This is a genomic window from Bacillus sp. FSL K6-3458, from assembly GCF_038005045.1.
Lineage (GTDB): Bacteria > Bacillota > Bacilli > Bacillales > Bacillaceae > Bacillus > Bacillus altitudinis.
Genome location: NZ_JBBOSI010000001.1, coordinates 3,012,199 through 3,028,820, shown reverse-complemented (window position 1 = coordinate 3,028,820; position 16,622 = coordinate 3,012,199). Strand labels below are relative to the sequence as shown.

18 protein-coding genes are annotated in these 16,622 nt (G+C 41.6%); 13 read left to right on the top strand and 5 right to left on the bottom strand.

Going from position 1 to position 16,622, the window contains the following annotated elements; translation table 11 throughout:
• Positions 1-20: 20 nt before the first annotated feature.
• Complete coding sequence (locus MHH23_RS15985; protein ID WP_047947076.1) at positions 21-1,553, bottom strand: FAD-dependent oxidoreductase; 1,533 nt, start codon at positions 1,551-1,553, stop codon at positions 21-23.
• A 142-nt stretch (positions 1,554-1,695) separates the two neighbouring features.
• On the opposite strand from MHH23_RS15985, the gene MHH23_RS15980 reads away from it, so the two are divergent.
• Complete coding sequence (locus tag MHH23_RS15980) at positions 1,696-2,556, top strand: SDR family oxidoreductase (RefSeq protein WP_017360297.1); 861 nt, start codon at positions 1,696-1,698, stop codon at positions 2,554-2,556.
• A gap of 64 nt (positions 2,557-2,620) precedes the next feature.
• Here MHH23_RS15980 and MHH23_RS15975 read toward each other — a convergent pair whose 3' ends face one another.
• Complete coding sequence (locus MHH23_RS15975) at positions 2,621-2,851, bottom strand: IDEAL domain-containing protein (protein ID WP_003210924.1); 231 nt, start codon at positions 2,849-2,851, stop codon at positions 2,621-2,623.
• Positions 2,852-3,140: 289 nt separating this feature from the next.
• Here MHH23_RS15975 and MHH23_RS15970 point away from each other — a divergent pair, with 289 nt between their 5' ends.
• The 3 genes from MHH23_RS15970 (at position 3,141) to MHH23_RS15960 (ending at position 5,838) form a co-directional block, all read left to right on the top strand.
• Entirely contained in the window at positions 3,141-3,719 is a 579-nt protein-coding gene (locus MHH23_RS15970) for a competence protein ComK (protein ID WP_017366958.1), read from the top strand.
• Positions 3,720-3,862: 143 nt separating this feature from the next.
• Positions 3,863-4,969, top strand: coding sequence for a D-TA family PLP-dependent enzyme (locus MHH23_RS15965; RefSeq protein ID WP_268430746.1), 1,107 nt, complete (start codon positions 3,863-3,865; stop codon positions 4,967-4,969).
• A 386-nt stretch (positions 4,970-5,355) separates the two neighbouring features.
• The gene (locus tag MHH23_RS15960) at positions 5,356-5,838 is read left to right on the top strand and encodes a hypothetical protein (RefSeq protein WP_008348662.1); all 483 of its coding nucleotides are present in this window, start codon (positions 5,356-5,358) and stop codon (positions 5,836-5,838) included.
• 30 nt (positions 5,839-5,868) lie between these two features.
• On the opposite strand, the gene pdxR is transcribed toward MHH23_RS15960, so the two are convergent.
• Complete coding sequence (pdxR, locus tag MHH23_RS15955; protein WP_340959822.1) at positions 5,869-7,308, bottom strand: MocR-like pyridoxine biosynthesis transcription factor PdxR; 1,440 nt, start codon at positions 7,306-7,308, stop codon at positions 5,869-5,871.
• 142 nt (positions 7,309-7,450) lie between these two features.
• Between pdxR and MHH23_RS15950 the strand changes: the two genes are divergently transcribed.
• From MHH23_RS15950 to MHH23_RS15920, 7 genes are all read left to right on the top strand, one after another.
• Entirely contained in the window at positions 7,451-8,620 is a 1,170-nt protein-coding gene (locus MHH23_RS15950; RefSeq protein WP_212360640.1) for an MFS transporter, read from the top strand.
• Positions 8,621-8,682: 62 nt separating this feature from the next.
• Positions 8,683-8,961 (top strand): barstar family protein, encoded by a 279-nt coding sequence (locus MHH23_RS15945; protein ID WP_017360231.1) that lies wholly within the window; start codon positions 8,683-8,685, stop codon positions 8,959-8,961.
• A 154-nt stretch (positions 8,962-9,115) separates the two neighbouring features.
• Entirely contained in the window at positions 9,116-10,066 is a 951-nt protein-coding gene (locus tag MHH23_RS15940; RefSeq protein ID WP_017366964.1) for an ABC transporter permease, read from the top strand.
• Positions 10,059-11,009 (top strand): iron chelate uptake ABC transporter family permease subunit, encoded by a 951-nt coding sequence (locus MHH23_RS15935; protein WP_039963452.1) that lies wholly within the window; start codon positions 10,059-10,061, stop codon positions 11,007-11,009. The genes MHH23_RS15940 and MHH23_RS15935 overlap by 8 nt, the downstream gene beginning before the upstream one ends.
• A complete protein-coding gene (locus MHH23_RS15930; RefSeq protein WP_019743341.1) occupies positions 11,000-11,758 on the top strand; it encodes an iron ABC transporter ATP-binding protein in 759 nt (252 codons plus the stop codon). Before MHH23_RS15935 ends, MHH23_RS15930 begins: the two co-directional genes overlap by 10 nt.
• 22 nt (positions 11,759-11,780) lie before the next feature.
• Complete coding sequence (locus tag MHH23_RS15925) at positions 11,781-12,725, top strand: siderophore ABC transporter substrate-binding protein (RefSeq protein ID WP_340959820.1); 945 nt, start codon at positions 11,781-11,783, stop codon at positions 12,723-12,725.
• Positions 12,726-13,062: 337 nt separating this feature from the next.
• Positions 13,063-14,019 (top strand): LCP family protein, encoded by a 957-nt coding sequence (locus MHH23_RS15920; protein ID WP_007499147.1) that lies wholly within the window; start codon positions 13,063-13,065, stop codon positions 14,017-14,019.
• Between the two features lie 232 nt (positions 14,020-14,251).
• Here the strand turns inward: MHH23_RS15920 and MHH23_RS15915 are convergent, their stop codons facing one another.
• Positions 14,252-14,686: an enoyl-CoA hydratase gene (locus MHH23_RS15915; protein WP_340959818.1), complete on the bottom strand. Its 435-nt coding sequence runs from the start codon at positions 14,684-14,686 to the stop codon at positions 14,252-14,254.
• 85 nt (positions 14,687-14,771) lie between these two features.
• Positions 14,772-15,134: a hypothetical protein gene (locus MHH23_RS15910; RefSeq protein ID WP_017360224.1), complete on the bottom strand. Its 363-nt coding sequence runs from the start codon at positions 15,132-15,134 to the stop codon at positions 14,772-14,774.
• A gap of 159 nt (positions 15,135-15,293) precedes the next feature.
• Here MHH23_RS15910 and MHH23_RS15905 point away from each other — a divergent pair, with 159 nt between their 5' ends.
• Both MHH23_RS15905 and lepB read left to right on the top strand, forming a co-directional pair.
• A complete protein-coding gene (locus MHH23_RS15905; protein WP_243825096.1) occupies positions 15,294-15,911 on the top strand; it encodes a TVP38/TMEM64 family protein in 618 nt (205 codons plus the stop codon).
• On the top strand, positions 15,911-16,423 hold the full coding sequence (gene lepB / locus MHH23_RS15900; protein ID WP_007499139.1) for a signal peptidase I: 513 nt from the start codon (positions 15,911-15,913) through the stop codon (positions 16,421-16,423). Before MHH23_RS15905 ends, lepB begins: the two co-directional genes overlap by 1 nt.
• The last annotated feature ends 199 nt before the right edge of the window (positions 16,424-16,622 follow it).

The following is a 16,622-nucleotide window of genomic DNA, read 5'->3' as shown; positions in this document are numbered from 1 at the left end:
AAAGGGAAAACAGTGAAATTTTACTGTTCTTTATATGACCTTTTTAGTGGTTTTTTAGCCGGACCTTCTACTACTTCTCCCGTAATGGAGAAGCGAGACCCGTGACAAGGACAGTCCCACGTGCGGTCACTATTATTCCACGCGACTTCACAGCCTAAATGAGTACAGGTTGTATCGACAAGAAAGATATCGCCGTCCTCTGACTTAAAAGCGCCACATTTTTTATGCTCATAAGACACAATCCCGCCTTCACCCGGTTTTAAATCATCAATTGTTTGATCAGCTCGCTTTAATTTACCGCTGATCAGCTTCGCTGCAACATTGGTGTTTTCTTTGATAAAGTCTTTTACGAATGCGTCTGACACGAGTCTTGATGGAGTAAAGATGGATTCGTAAGGATTCGATTTTCCTTCGATCAAATCTCCGATCAGTGTTGCTGCTACGTGGCTAGTGGTCATGCCCCATTTTCTAAAGCCTGTTGCCACAAAAATATTCGAATGATGTGATGTCAGGCGGCCAATGTAAGGGATTTGATCCATTGTGACCATATCATGCGTGGACCAGCGGTAAAGGACTTCCGTTATGCCAAGGGTCGCTTCACCAAACTTTTCTAGTGCTTCATAGTGTGCGGATTCATCTCCGCCTTGTCCGGTTTTATGGCCTTGTCCACCGATGAGCACGACATCTTCTCCATGGAGTTTCGCCGTTCTTAATGAATGGGCAGGCTGATCAATTCCTAAGTACATGCCGTCTGGAAGCGGTTTTTTTGTTTTGGCTGCGACGACATAAGATTGCTCAGGATGGATTCGCGTGAAATACAGTCCTTTGCCATCGTAAAAAGGAAAGTGTGAGCATGAAATGATAGAGCGCCCCATCAGATGATGACCACTTTTTGTGATAACAGCAGGGTGTTTTCCTTCTTTTACATCGACTGCCGCTGTCTGTTCAAATATGCGCACGCCTCGGTCAATGAGCTGATCGATCAGTGCATGAAGATAATGAAGAGGATGAAATTGTGCCTGCTGCGTCATGGCGAGGGCTGCCTTGATGCCAGCATCAAACGGGAGCGCTGTTTTCCATTCGCGATCGATACCGAGCTGTTTGTACGCATCTAATTCTTTCTTTAACTTTTTGACGCCGTTTTCTTCTGTTGTATAAAGGTAAGCATCTTTTACCTCAAGCTGACAATCAATGTCATACTCTTTCACACGTGCTTGGATGAGCTCCTTTGCTTTTTCATTTGCTTCTACATATAAACGGGCTTTCGGCATACCAATATGCTGAATCAGCTCATGATAGTAAACATCATGCTGGGAAGTAATTTTCGCTGTCGTATGTCCAGTGGTTCCTTGCATTACTTGATCAGCATCTATGATGATGACATCCAGTCCGCGTTCTGTCATTTCAAATGCAGTAGCGATACCGGTAATACCGGCACCGACAATGATGACATCTGCTGTAAGGTCTTCGCTGACAGTAAGAAAAGAGGGCTTCTCACTATCAGCTAGCCATAACGACTTTGCTTGTTCCGATCCTTTATGTTCTTGTTCCATGTTGTCGCCTCCAGTCACTTATTGTGTATAATTTTTCCACGATGCTGAAAATCATACATTTTAGTGAAAACAAGAGCGAAATACATAAAAAAATGAGCAACACATAAAAATAAACGAGATAAAAAGGAAGGAGTGGACTGACGTGTCAACAAAGCAGCCAAAGAAAACGTTACCGCCTCAGCATCAGAACGAACGTCCAGGACTTGAATATAAAATGAACCCTAGACCTATCTTTGATCGAGAGGTGCAAGGCAAAAAGCTGACAGGGAAAACGGCGATTGTCACAGGTGGAGACAGCGGGATTGGAAGAGCAGTATCTGTCTTATTTGCCAAAGAAGGAGCCAATGTAGCGATTGTTTATTTGAATGAACATCGTGATGCGGAAGAAACGAAGGACTATATTGAAAAGATGGGAGGTCGCGTCATTTTAATATCAGGTGACCTAGGGGATGAAGCTTTTTCACACGAGGTCGTCAAACAAACAAAAGATGCTTTCGGTTCGATTGATATTTTGGTCAACAATGCAGGTGAACAGCATCCGCAAAAAAGCATTGAACAGATTACCTCTCACCAGCTTCTTCGGACATTTCAAACGAATATATTTGCCATGTTCTATTTAACAAAAGCGGTGCTCCCTCATTTAAAGAAAGGAAGCAGTATTATTAATACAGCATCGGTCACTGCTTATAAAGGTCATGAAACCTTAATTGATTATTCATCGACAAAAGGGGCGGTTGTAACGTTTACAAGGTCATTATCTCTATCTCTTATCAAACAAGGGATTCGGGTAAATGGGGTAGCGCCTGGACCGATTTGGACACCGCTGATTCCATCCACATTTACGGAAAAGGAAGTGTCTGAATTTGGTGGAGATGTCCCAATGGAGCGGCCTGGTGAGCCAGTAGAGTTAGCGCCAAGTTATTTATTTTTAGCGAGCGAAGACTCTTCTTATATGAATGGACAAATGATTCATGTGAATGGCGGAACCATATTAAATGGATAAAAACAAAAAACTTGCGGTAAAGAGACAAGTTTCTGTCTCTCTGCCGCAAGTAAAATCATCATAATTAATGTAAGCAGTGTTCTGCATATTGAGCTGACAGGTCGTTGAATCGCTTTTCATCACGCTGATCTAGAGCCTTGTCAATCTCTTCTCTAAGGAAGGTTAAGCGCTGTTTATAAAGCGCCTCATCTAAAACCATTTGAATATAGATGTCTAAAATCGTCACGCCGTTTTCTTCGGTTTTTTGGGTGTTGCGGGACTTCATGAGCTCAGCATACGTTTTTTTCTCTTTCATAAAGAATCCCCCCGATGCCTTTTTTATAGTATATGGATTGGCGGAGAAAAAATCAACAAGAATTTATAATTTTTAGACAATTTATTTTTGAGCCATATCGACACCCCTTGTCCAGTCGACAAGATGCGATATATCTTTAAAAATGGCTTTTAGATAGATCGAATGTACTAAAAAACATGATAAAAAGATAATTTTAAATAAATATTGAAAAAATCCTGTCGTTTCTTATACGTTGGTGATAGATTAATAGTATCTAAAATAACCAAAAATTAACACAGGAGGAAATGAAGTGTCAGGAATTAGTGAAACACCATTAGATTCATACGTCATTAATCAAACAACAATGGCGGTCCTTCCGGTTGAAGAAGGAAAACGAGTATATTCAAAAGTGATCGAAAGAGAGACAAGCTTTTACGTTGAATTAAAGCCGCTGCAAATTATAGAACGCAGTTGCAGGTTCTTTGGCTCAAGCTATGCAGGCAGAAAAGCGGGAACATATGAAGTAACAGGTATATCACACAAGCCTCCCATCGTGATTGACTCATCCAATCATCTGTATTTCTTCCCAACCTATTCATCCAACCGCCCTCAATGCGGATGGATCTCCCACAAATACATTCATATCTTTCAGGAATCATCCCTCGGAGATACGGTTGTTACTTTTACAAATGAGCAATCGGTCAAACTAGATGTCTCATATAAGTCATTTGAGAGTCAGGTACACCGAACAGCGTATCTCCGAACAAAATTTCAAGATCGACTTGATGGAGGTCTTCCTAAGAAACAAGAATTTATGCTGTATCCAAAGGAACAGCAGCTCAACCTTGTGTATGATTTTATCTTAAGAGAACTTCGTAATCGTTATTAGTGAGAGACCAGCGGCAGACAGCCGCTGGACTGCTTACTCATCGTCATCACTTTTTTGCAGAAAAAACCATTGATTATCGTATAAAAAAATATATAATTTATCTATATCATATAATTTTTTATATAACGAAAGGGGTCATGGGGATGATGTATGAAGAACTGGATACGCCGGCACTACTCATTGATAAACGGGTGATGATGGAGAATGTAGCGGCGATGCAGCAATACGCAGACCGTCAGCATGTCAAATTGCGCCCTCATACGAAAACTCATAAAACGCCTGCACTTGCCAAGCTGCAGGAAGAGAAAGGTGCATCTGGCATTACGGTGGCGAAAGTAGGAGAGGCTGAAGTAATGGCAGCCCATGGGCTCAAGGATATTTTTATCGCCAATCAAATTGTAGGTGAGATTAAACTCAAGCGGATTCGTAAACTGGCAGAGTCGATACAGATTTCATTCGGTATAGATTGTGTTGAGCATGTGAAGCAGATTGAGCAAGTCTTTTGTGAATCAGAGAAAAAAGCGGAGGTTTTAATTGAGATAGAGGTTGGAGAGGGAAGGTCTGGTGTCATTGAAGAACGTGATTTCTGCCACATATTAGAGGCGATTCAAACAAGTGATGCCGTTCATTTAAAGGGGATTTTTTCTCATGATGGTCATACGTATCAAGCGGAAAGTAAAGCACATTGCCGGACATTATACAAGGAGGCTGTTAATCGAACGCTCCGTTTTGCGCAGATTGCAGAAGAAGCTGGTATGCCGCTAGAGGTCGTCAGTATTGGATCAACACCGCCATTTTTATTTCAATTTGATATTCCAAAAGGAGTCACTGAAATACGGCCAGGCACATACATCTTGATGGATGCTTCCCAGTCCAATGTAATCGGCACATATTCACATTGTGCAGCATCTGTGCTGACGACGGTCATTAGTAAACCGACAGAGCGCCGGGTGATTACAGATGTAGGGGCCAAGGGGCTGACGGCACAAACGCGTACAAAAGGGCTGACCAAAACAGAGGGCTTAGGCAAAGTGAAAGAATATGATGATGTATTTGTTTCAAGCGTATTTGACGAGCATGCCATTATCTATCATGAAGGCTTTCGTCAAAGTGTACAGATCGGTGAGAAGGTGCAAATGATTCCGAATCACATCTGTCCTGCTGTGAATCTTCATGAAAAAGCATACCTCATTCAAGATGGCAAGGTGGTAGAAGAGCTGGAGATTGCTTGTAAAGGAAAGCTGCAATAAATTGGTAGGATCATAGAGGGTGTTGCCGCTATGCAGAGCAGAATATAAGGCAGCTTCCATGCTAAGAAAGATCATCATTTGAAATCCATACATCTAAGGAAAAGGCGCCGAAAGGGGTCTTTTTTATTTGAGAAAAAATGGCGAAAATGAAATAGATTGAAACCAAATGTGCCTTTCTCGTCGTCTATTGACTGTATCATCATGAAATGGCAGGGAAATGTGAACCATTAGAAGGATTTTCATTCATTTCCGCATAAATCACAGAAGTGATACATGCGGTCTGTTACAATAAAAATAAGTCATTTCTTGCAAGGTGTTCGTATGAGGTAAAAGTTGATCATATTTGACCGATATGAACAAATGGGAAAGAGAAATGGGGGCCGTGTATGAAAAAACGATGGCATTTGATGCTGCTATTTACCGTGACAGTGACACTACTCACAGCCTGCAATCAAGCAGGTCAGCCGCCTTCAAAACAAAACACAAAAGAAGCTGCGTATGAACAATGGGTTCAGCGTTATATGGATGAGTTAAATGAAGCATATGAAAACATGACCGATCAATTTATTTCAGATGGACACGGAAAAATTCAAGTGAATGAAAAATTGACAAAAGCGACGAAAGCATTCGACCGTGTCATTCAAAAAGGGCTTACTCATCAAGAAGTGCCAGCTGTGTATCAAAAGGCAGACAAACAATTAAAGACAGGTCTTGCTTCATTTGAAAAAGGAATTAGCAAGGTAGAGCAGCTGTTAAAGCGTCCTGATCAAGAAAAGCTGTTTATGTCAGCCACTCAACATTTTCAAGATGGATTGCAAGAGACAGCCTCTTTCATTGAAGAAGTGGGAAACGTTCAGCAATCACAATGAAAAGCCTGGAAGAGAGACTTCCAGGCTTTTTTAGATGTGCAGTGTTTGCTTTAATCGGCGAACACCTTCTTGAATCATGGCTTCATCCGTACAGGCAAAACCAAGCAGCAACCCTTTCCTTTTGCTTTCATAACAATAGGGGCTTAATGGATAAATGCCGACACCTGCCGCTTTTGCGGCCTCAATCGTACCTTGTTCATCAAAGTCTGGTGTTCCTTCCAAAAAGACGTGAAGGCCTGTATCAGTTCCATATAAACGGAAGTGTTTGTCAAAGTGATGTGTCAAAAGAGCATCCATCATCGCTGCCTGCCGTTTTTTATACACCTGTCTCATCCGCCTGACATATCGCGTAAACTCTCCTTCTCTGAAAAAAGAGGCAAGAGTGATTTGCTCCATGATCGGCAGCTGTCTTTGAATAAGTGATTGCAGTGCAGCGATTTCTTTGATGACTGCTTTGGAGCCGATGATGGCAGCAAGGCGGATGCCTGGAGCAAGTACCTTGGAAAAACTGACAATATAGATCACATGATCGGGTGCTTCTGAAAATAAAGAAGGAAGCGGTCCGCCATGATAACGATAATCCCCATCAAAATCATCTTCTAATATGTAAGATTGAGCCTTCGCAGCAAACTGCAGCAGCTCCCGTCTTCTATTGACGCTCATACAGACTCCGGTTGGCCGCTGATGAGAGGGCGTTACAGCGATCAGTTTTGTACGTTCTGGCAATGTATTCACCATCATTCCTTCTTCATCGACTGGTGCGGGGTAAATAGTCATTTCGCGATGTAAAAAGGACAACCTAGCTCCAGGAAAACCAGGATCTTCAACTGCGACTGTATCTCCTTTTTTGAGCATGACTTGTGAAATTAAGTCAATGGCTTGTTGTGTGCCCCCTGTTAACACGATTTGGTCTTCTTCTATATCAATGCCGCGTTCAACCGATAAGTATTGGCGAATCTCTGAACGCACTTCCCATAATCCATGCGGAGAAGAATAACCCCAATCTTTCATATTTAAGCGCTGTAATGCTTTTAGAAGCGAGCGTTTCCATATGTTTTGAAAATGGTCGTCGATGGCTGGTTCTTGATGGCGGAAATCAATCTCAAGTGTGTCATGAAATTGATTGGCCGAGAGCCAGTGATCCATTTGTTTTTCAGCCTCGTCAAAGTGAGGTCTTGTCGGAAGTGCAAAAGGCGGTTCGTTTTGATGTGGGGGAGAAGCAGCATTGTGATCACTTGAAATGACCTTTGTTCCGCCTCTTCTAGAGGTGCTGACATAACCTCTTGCCAGCAGTTCATCATAGGCAAGCTGTACGGTGGATCGAGATACGTTGAGCTCTTGTGCTAATACTCTTGACGGAGTCAACTGATCATCAGGATTCAGTGTGTTTGTATGAATTTTTTGAATGATGCCATTGACGATTTGCTGCCAGAGCGGGGTAGAGCTGGAACGGTCTAAATGAATGTACACAGTGCACCTTCTTTCCTTTGTCATGTCATCATGATGATGACATGGAATTATGGACTGGTCAATAGCTTCATTTTTGGATGTGGGAAGAAATCCAAATCATGTGTACACTGGTTCATATCATTTACACAGAGGAGAGAGTAACATGATTCCTGCATCAAAAGAAGAAACAGCACAGCTATCTATGATTCCGTTTGTGTTCGTTTTATTTAGCCTTTTTATGATTACAACAGCAGTGAACTTGCAAGTCCCTCTTTATACGGAATATGCAGAGCAGGCAGGATACGGAAAGGCGTCAACAGCCCTTGTGTTTGCTGCGTATGTTTTCGGACTGATTCCAGTATTACTGTTACTTGGCGGCATGTCTGACCGGGCAGGACGAAAACCGATTTTATTGATCGCACTTTGCTTTTCATTATGTGCCACCCTGCTCATGATCGTGCATCCGACTATACAAATGCTCTTTGTCGCCCGGCTGCTGCAAGGAGTGGGACTTGGGCTAAGTGTTGGCACATGTACTGCCTACTTGATTGCTTTATATCCAGAGAAATCGGGCTGGATCCCAACGTTTATCGCATTATGCAGTTCAATTGGATTTGGGGGAGGTGCTCTTTTTACAGCGATTCTTTCTTTTGAGCAAGTGTCACTGACGCCTCTTAGCTATTGGATTGTGTTGGTCTTGATTATGTTGACGATTGTTGCTGTATTCTTTTTGGTGCCGCCTGTACAAGGGGAGGCAAGTAAACCGCTAATGAACATGCCGAGGTTTCCAAAAGGGACAATGCCTGCGAACATAGCCATTGCTCTCGCATGGTCTGTGTGCGGTCTTGTCATTTCGATTTTGCCAGCACAGCTTAAATTAAATGGCTATGAATTGTGGGTAGGCCCGGCGCTGTTTTTTATTAATATGGCAGGTGTTCTGATGCAGCCTTTTGTCCGAAAGATGAATAGCAGTGCAGCGCTTCGTATCGGTTTTATTTGTCTTCCGTGTGGATATGGCCTGCTGTTATTCGGTGCTAATAGCGGGTCCATATTCCTTGTCCTTGCTGGAACTCTTTTAGCGGGCACAGCTTGCTATGGATTTACTTACTTAGGAGGTCTCCAGCTGATTGTTGAGAAAGGGAAGAAGGAAGCGGCTAGAGCCGTTGCTGGATATTACTTGTTTGCGTATCTAGGTCTTGGCATACCAAGTGTGTTCGTTGGTCTCTTTGCTGATATGTACGGTACTCAGACAGTGTTAACGCTCTTTTTCATGCTCGTGTTGTCTGCCTGTCTGATCTTGTTTAGTTTAAGTTTCAGAGAGAGGCAAAAGTGAAATGGATTCTTTCTCTTTCCTCTCCAATTCGTTTAAAATAAAGACAGAAGAGGGGGAGGGAAATGAAAAAAGTACAGCTAAATGGTGCGATGTGCAGATCACAAGAGGAGCTTCATGATCAACTAAAAACAGTGTTACAACTTCCTGATCATTACGGCAAAAATCTTGATGCCCTTTGGGACTGTTTAACAGGAGAAGTGAGCTTGCCTGTAGAGCTCACGTGGATTCATTATCAAGCAAGCAAAGACGAGCTTGGTGATTATGCAGAGAATTTGCGGCAGTTATTTCAAGAGGCTGAAGAGGAACTGCAGGGGCAGTTTCAATTGAATATTGAAGCGTAAAAAGCAGCTGATTCCAAAAGCTGTTTTTTTATGCGGTTTTCACCCTCATTCTACTATTGAATATTTCACTAAATATGATAATATATGAACTGTCGCTTAATTGATAATGATAATCATTTGTGGCAGAGAGCTTGATAGAAAGTGTGAACCCTGTATGAAGTTGTACCAATTAAGTTTGTTGTTTGTGTGTTTGGCATGTGCGTCGCTGTTTGTCGGGGTACAGGACCTGTCTCTTTTACAGTTGTTTCATCTATCAGATGAACAAATGAACACCTTATTTTCAAGTCGCATCCCGCGGCTAATGAGTATTGTGCTTGCTGGCATGAGCCTGAGCTTATGCGGTTTTATCATGCAAAGCATGACGAGAAATAAATTTGTCTCTCCAACGACTGCAGGAACAATGGATTGGGCCAAGCTGGGTATTTTAACCGCCATGCTTGTTTTTACACAGGCAAGCCCACTGATGAAAATGGCGATTGCGTTTTTATTTACGTTAGCTGGCAATCTATTATTCTTAAAAATTTTACGCCATATTAAGGTGAACGATACGATCTACGTACCGTTAGTCGGCTTAATGTTTGGCGGAATTGTTAGTTCAATTTCCACGTTTATAGCCTATAAATATGATTTGATCCAAAACGTATCCGCATGGCTGCAAGGGGATTTTTCTCTTATTGTTCAGGGGCGTTATGAACTGCTCTATGTAAGTGTTCCTCTATTGATCATCGCGTATTTATATGCTGACCGCTTTACAGTGGCTGGTATGGGTGAGAGCTTTGCCGTCAATTTAGGTTTAACGTATAAACGTGTCATGGCAGTTGGTTTGGTGATTGTTTCGATGATTACTTCTGTAACGATTTTGACTGTTGGCATGCTGCCATTCCTCGGCTTAATCATTCCGAATATTGTATCGATCTACCGAGGGGATCACTTGAAAAAGAGCCTGCCGCATACGGCTTTATTAGGGGCCATTTTTGTGCTCATATGTGATGTACTCGGACGGGTGATCATTTATCCATATGAAATATCTGTCGGGCTTATGGTTGGCATCATTGGAAGTGCGATCTTCCTGTACATGTTATTAAGGAGGAAGCGCTATGCATAAGAAACGAACATTATTTCTCATTGCAGCCATTGCAGCCGTATTCGTTGTCATCTTCGTCACCTTTCAAATGGGGTACTGGGAGTACACAGTGCCGAGCCGTTTAAAAAAGGTGCTTGCCATGACTTTGACAGGAGGCGCGATTGCCTTTTCCTCTGTTGTGTTTCAAACATTGACCAATAACCGAATCTTAACGCCAAGCATTTTAGGGTTAGACGCGCTTTACTTGTTTTTGCAAACGGCGATTATTTATCTTTTTGGATCGACCAATATGATGATCGCGAATAAGAACCTGAATTTCTTTCTCTGCGTTGGATTAATGATTCTTTTTTCTGTGCTGCTCTATACGGTCATGTTCAAGCGCAAAAACAAGCATATTTTCTTACTCCTGCTTGTCGGGATTGTGTTTGGAACATTGTTCAAAAGTCTTTCTTCCTTTATGGAAATGCTCATTGACCCGAATGAATACCAAGTCGTACAGGACAAGTCCTTTGCCAGCTTTAATCACATGAACACAGATATTTTACTCTTCGCTTCTCTTTTATTTGCGGCACTTTGTCTTTATATATGGACCTTCCGCGCGAAATTAGATGTCATGTCATTAGGAAAGGAACAGGCTGTGAATCTCGGGATTGACTATGACAGGATCACAAAAAAGATGCTGATCGTCATTGCCGTCCTTGTTTCGATTGCGACGGCCCTCGTCGGCCCAATTACGTTTCTTGGCTTACTCGTTGTAAATGTGGCAAGAGAGCTGTTTCGTACATATCGGCACACGTACTTGCTATTAGGCTCGTTTTTCATTAGTGTCATTGCGCTTGTAGGCGGGGAATTTCTTGTGGAAAAGGTATTTACGTTTCAAACACCGCTTAGTGTGCTGATTGATTTAGTCGGCGGACTGTATTTTATTTATCTACTTTTAAAGGAGAGTCGTTCATGGTCGTGATGAAGGGAGTCAGTAAGACATATAACGGAAAAACAGTGCTTCACGAAACAACTGTCAGTGTAAAAAAAGGACAGCTGACCTCTCTCATTGGTCCAAATGGCGCAGGCAAAAGTACGCTTTTGTCCATCATGAGCCGCCTGATTCAACCTGATACTGGGGAAGCTTATTTAGAGGATAAACCTTATCGTGCGTACTCTCCTCAGGAGCTTGCGAAAAAAATGAGCATCTTGAAGCAGTCGAACCACATGAGTGTGCGTTTGACCGTTCGTGAGCTTGTCAGCTTTGGCCGCTTTCCTTACTCTCAAGGCCGCTTGACAAAAGAAGATGAGAACATGATAGATGTGTCGCTTCAATACATGAGACTCGTCGAAATCCAGCATCAATATTTAGATGAACTAAGCGGCGGACAAAGGCAGAGAGCCTTTATTGCCATGGTGCTAGCTCAGGATACGGATTATATTTTCTTAGATGAGCCTTTAAATAATTTAGATATGAACCATTCAGTTGAAATGATGAAGCTGTTTCAGCAGCTCGTGAAAGATCTTGGAAAAACGATTGTTGTTGTTCTCCATGATATTAACTTTGCATCTGTCTATTCAGATCACATCGTCGCCTTAAAAGAGGGTCAGGTGATCAAAGAAGGAAGCGTTGATGAAGTGATTCAAACAGAAGCACTTGAACACATTTATGACATGCGCATACCGATCGAAGTCATTCGTGGTGAGCGTATTTGCTTATATTTTTCTTGAAAAAATGAAGAGGTGATCAATCATGAAAAAATGGATTTGGATGATAACAGTATTAACAGCGATTGCTGTCCTTGCTGCCTGTGGTAACCAAGGAGAAACAGCGGGAACGAATGAGGAAACCGTAACAGTAAAGGATATGTTGAATAAAGACGGTGTGAAGGTCAAGAAAAACCCGAAAAAAGTCGTCGTCTTTGATATGGGAAGTCTCGATACACTTGATAAGCTTGGTGTCAACGTGACAGCCTTACCAAAACAAGTGATCCCTACATATTTATCTAAATATGAAAGTGACAAATATGAGAATGTCGGCGGGTTAAAAGAACCAAACTTTGAAAAAATTGCAGAGATTCACCCTGACTTGATCATTATTCAGCACCGCCAAGCAGATGCATTTGATGAATTTTCTGAAATTGCTCCGACGATTTATATGGATGTAGATAACGCAAACTATATGGAATCATTCAAAAAGAATGCCGAAACGTTAGGAAAGATTTTCGATAAAGAAGACCAAGTGAAAAAAGAACTGTCTGCCATTGATCAAAAAGTAGATGCATTAAAGAAACAAGCAAAAGAGTTAAACAAAAATGGTCTCGTCATCATGGCGAACGACAGCAAAATGACGGCATTTGGTCCTAAGTCAAGATATGGTCTGATCCATGATGTATTTGGGATCACACCAGCAGATCAAAAGCTAGAGCCATCTGATAAACATGGACAAAGCATTTCGTATGAGTATATGGTCAAAACGAACCCAGATTACTTATTTGTCGTGGATCGAGGCGCGGCGATTGGAGAAGAAACGTCTGCAAAACAGCTTGTTGAAAATGATTATGTGAAATCAGTCAAAGCGGTTAAAAACAATCATGTGGTGTATTTAAACTCTGACATGTGGTATTTAGCAGGCGGCGGCCTTGAATCATTGAATGCGATGATTGATGAAGTGAAAAAAGGAATTGAACAAAAGTAATGGATGAAAAGCTGCTCATTTTGAGCAGCTTCAGCGTGTAGACAAACCCTCGCATTCGGTGTCAGTCCTGCGTGCAGGTGCTCACGAATGTGAAATTCGCTCCGCGCCAGTACTCGTCCTTCCTAGACTGCAAAGGTTTTCTATCACGCTGAAAAGAAGACAAAGGGCTAAAATAAAGTTCATTTTAGCCCTTTGTCAGCAATCTGAAGCTGCTCATTTTGAGCAGCTTTTTTATTGTGGATACATAAAAATATGTTGCGTGCAGGAAACTTTCATCAAAATATGTTATAGTGGAACCTACATTGTGAGACTAAGATAGAGTGAGGGTTCGGAAAGGATGAAGGAGAAAACAAGATCAAAAAGAAGGCTAAGACCTTGGGTGAAAGTCGTGCTGTTTATCATGGCATTTGTCATGATCATGGCAGTATCTGTCACAGGATACGCATACTATAAAATTTCAAAAGCGTCGAATAAAGCGCAAGTATCTTTAGAAAGAGGAGAGACCTCGCAAAAGCGTGTGAAAGCTTTTGATCCAGGAAAGGATAGCTTTTCGGTGTTGCTCTTAGGGATTGACAGCCGTCCAGGTGAAACGGTAGACGAAGCAAGAAGTGATGCGGTCTTACTGGCGACGGTGAATCGAACAGACAAAACGATCAAGCTCCTAAGTATTCCTCGTGATTCTTATGTTGATATACCGGGGAGAGGATATGATAAAATTGCTCACGCCCATGCGTTTGGGAGTGCAGATTTATCAGTCAAAACGGTAGAGAATTTGTTAAACATCCCGGTAGACTATGTGATTGCAGGAAACTTTAAGGCGTTTCAAGACATTGTCGATGAGCTAAATGGAATTGACGTAACGATTGAAGATGAAGGCATTGCAAAACAAATGGAAAAGGATTCAAAAGGAAAAGTTCATGTGGAAACCGGCACGCATACGCTCAGTGGTGAAGAAGCATTAGCGTTTGTGAGAACGAGAAAGGCAGATAGTGATCTCATGCGCGGAAAGCGCCAAATGGAAGCACTTCAAGCCATCTTTGAAAAATCCAAATCCATTTCTTCCATACCGTCTTATGACAACATCATTGATACACTTGGGGATAACGTCTCCACCAATTTATCCATGAAGCAGTTGATCGGTCTATTCCCTTTACTGAGTTCATTAAAATCAGTGGATACCATTCAGTTAAAAGGGCACGATTACCAGCCTGGGAATGTGTATTACTTTGAGTTAGATGGACCAGGATTAGAAGAAGTGAGACAAGAGCTGAGAAAACAGCTCGAATTGTCATAATGGAGAAAGAGCCTGCCGCTGTGGCAGGCTTCAGCGTGTAGACAAACCCTCGCATTCTTTGTCAGTCCTGCGTGCTGGTGCTCACGAATGTGAAATTCGCTCCGCGCCAGTACTCGTCCTTTCTAGACTGCAAAGGTTTTCTATCACGCTGAAAAGAAGACAAAGGGCTAAAATAAAGTTCATTTTAGCCCTTTGTCAACAATCTGGAGCCTGCCACTGTGGCAGGCTTTTTTTAATAATAGATGGTTGCAGGCATCGTTGGGTACCACACACCATTTAAAGCAAGCGCCCAGCCATACACCTTTTGACCTGATTCAATCTTGTCCTTTACCGAAATGAGCGCTTCGTATGAAAAGACTTGATAAGTCTGTCCGGTTTTTTTAGCGACAATGACCGATAGAATATTGTCATTGAATACACTTGGCTCTTCGTCCGTACTCGTCCAAGCAATTCGATTATAGTAATTCATGTTGAAAGGATTTTCGAGTGCTTTCACTTCAAACTTCACTCGTTTTCCAACGATAGAAACCGTTGTATAGGCTACACTTGTTATTTGTGCAGATGCTGCTGGGGCTTGTTTTCCTGTTTGCAGTGGTTCTAATGCTGACACTGTGCTTGGCACAAGTAATCCTGCTGCTAAGGTGAGTACTGTTATTTTTTTGAACATGAGTTGGAACCTCCTAATTTTTGGTATAACAATCAATTCGCCAACAACTGAAGAGTTCCTTCTTTAAATGTAAAATATAACCATATTATTTTCCTGAATGGAGGAAATAATGGGTGAGCATTTCCTCTACACGATGACGTATACGGGGATTAAAATATTTATGCTTTTCTTCATAGCCATTTATCAGAAATAAATATGTCGTAAATCCTTCATCGTGTTCAATTTGCTGTACGTTCATTTTTTCTTTACGTAACTGTTGTTTCAGTTGATAAAGGGCTTTTTGTGCTTCTTTTAATGAAGAGGTGACTAGCTGAATATATGGTTCATTTAGTTTGAATGTTTGATGTTTTTTAAGGTACGTCAAATCACGATTGAGGATGGAGATGACCATTGGAAGAAAGATGGCCTGTTCCATCATCTGAAGCTGTACGCTTGATAATCTCGTCATGTCCATGCCTGCTTTCTTTGTTTATAGAACATTTGTTCTTATTTATTATATCGGATGAGTTAAAAAATCTCAAGGGGGGGCTGAGAGGGATTCATTTGTATATTTTTATGTTTTCCATGTAAAATGAAAGATAGACAAACCTTGAAGGAGTCAAACAAGTTGCCATTATTTCTTTCTATATTTACTCATGAAAATATCACATCATTTTTTGAAAGCTACAAGGCTTTTGGACCCATTGTGGCTATATTACTCCCTTTAATAGAAGCATTTCTACCGTTTTTACCTCTCGTGGCATTTGCGGTGGCCAATGCAAATGCTTTTGGGCTATGGGAAGGCTTTTTATTGACCTGGATTGGTGCAAGTGCAGGGTCTATCCTTGTCTTTTTACTGATCAGAAAATTTGGACAGATGAGGATGTTGAACTTTATTAGCAGACACCCTTCTATTCAAAAGCTAATGCTTTGGGTTGAAAAGCGGGGATTTGGTCCGTTATTTATTTTACTCTGCTTTCCTTTTACACCTTCTGCTGCCGTTAATGTCGTAGCAGGTCTATCAAGAATCAGCGTCTGGCAGTTCTCGTTAGCTGCTTTATCAGGGAAGTGTGTCATGCTCTTTATAATTAGTTTTATCGGCTATGACATTTCAGCTTTAGTAAAGAATCCGTTAAGAAGTGTTTTTGCGGTTCTAGTCATTGCTTTATTATGGTATGTTGGAAAGAGAGTAGAAAATAGGTTGAATATTCGGATGAGTCAGCGTGAGGACAAAGGAGGCTTTTAATGAAAAAGAAGCCATTGCTATGGTTCATGATTATTACATGCATTGTCTTGTTGTTCCAAGTAAAGAATTTCATGTTTGTCACGTACAAAGTAGAAGGGGTTAGTATGGACCCGACATTTACAGATGGAACAGAATTATTAATTAACAAGTTCTCGCCAAAACTCACAAAAATTAGCCGGTTTGACTATGTATTATTTCATGGCCCTAAAAATCAAATCTTGATCAAACGGGTCATTGGACTTCCAGGAGAAACAATCAAATATGAAGATGATCAACTGTTTGTTGATGGTGTAAAATGGAAAGAGCCGTATTTAAAAGAGCAGAAAAAACATAAAATGGGCAACGTCCTAACAGGTGATTTTCAGCTGAAAGCCATCACCGGTCGTCAGAACATACAAAACAATCATTACTTCGTAATCGGAGATAATCGAATACATAGCTTTGACAGCCGGCATTTTGGAACGATCTCAAAGGATCAAGTAGTCGGTGTAAAAAGGAATCATGATGAATAAAAAAGAGCCGCTCTGCTTATGCAAAGCGGCTCAGCGTGTAGACAAAGCCTCGCATTCGTTGTCATGTCTGCGCTCCAGTGCTCACGAATGTCAAATTCGCTCCGCTCTGGTGCTCGACCTTTCTAGACTTCAAAGGTTTTCTATCACGCTGAAAAGAAGACAACGTGCTAAAATCAACATCATTTTAGCCCGTTGTCAG

Excerpts from the sequence above, each read along its gene's own strand:
- MHH23_RS15985 (WP_047947076.1), bottom strand. The coding sequence starts at position 1,553 with ATGGAACAAGAACATAAAGGATCGGAACAAGCAAAGTCGTTATGGCTA.
- MHH23_RS15975 (WP_003210924.1), bottom strand. The coding sequence starts at position 2,851 with ATGAAAGAGAAAAAAACGTATGCTGAGCTCATGAAGTCCCGCAACACC.
- MHH23_RS15965 (WP_268430746.1), top strand. The coding sequence starts at position 3,863 with ATGATGTATGAAGAACTGGATACGCCGGCACTACTCATTGATAAACGG.
- MHH23_RS15960 (WP_008348662.1), top strand. The coding sequence starts at position 5,356 with ATGAAAAAACGATGGCATTTGATGCTGCTATTTACCGTGACAGTGACA.
- MHH23_RS15950 (WP_212360640.1), top strand. The coding sequence starts at position 7,451 with ATGATTCCTGCATCAAAAGAAGAAACAGCACAGCTATCTATGATTCCG.
- MHH23_RS15945 (WP_017360231.1), top strand. The coding sequence starts at position 8,683 with ATGAAAAAAGTACAGCTAAATGGTGCGATGTGCAGATCACAAGAGGAG.
- MHH23_RS15940 (WP_017366964.1), top strand. The coding sequence starts at position 9,116 with ATGAAGTTGTACCAATTAAGTTTGTTGTTTGTGTGTTTGGCATGTGCG.
- MHH23_RS15935 (WP_039963452.1), top strand. The coding sequence starts at position 10,059 with ATGCATAAGAAACGAACATTATTTCTCATTGCAGCCATTGCAGCCGTA.
- MHH23_RS15930 (WP_019743341.1), top strand. The coding sequence starts at position 11,000 with ATGGTCGTGATGAAGGGAGTCAGTAAGACATATAACGGAAAAACAGTG.
- MHH23_RS15925 (WP_340959820.1), top strand. The coding sequence starts at position 11,781 with ATGAAAAAATGGATTTGGATGATAACAGTATTAACAGCGATTGCTGTC.
- MHH23_RS15920 (WP_007499147.1), top strand. The coding sequence starts at position 13,063 with ATGAAGGAGAAAACAAGATCAAAAAGAAGGCTAAGACCTTGGGTGAAA.
- MHH23_RS15915 (WP_340959818.1), bottom strand. The coding sequence starts at position 14,686 with ATGTTCAAAAAAATAACAGTACTCACCTTAGCAGCAGGATTACTTGTG.
- MHH23_RS15910 (WP_017360224.1), bottom strand. The coding sequence starts at position 15,134 with ATGACGAGATTATCAAGCGTACAGCTTCAGATGATGGAACAGGCCATC.
- lepB (WP_007499139.1), top strand. The coding sequence starts at position 15,911 with ATGAAAAAGAAGCCATTGCTATGGTTCATGATTATTACATGCATTGTC.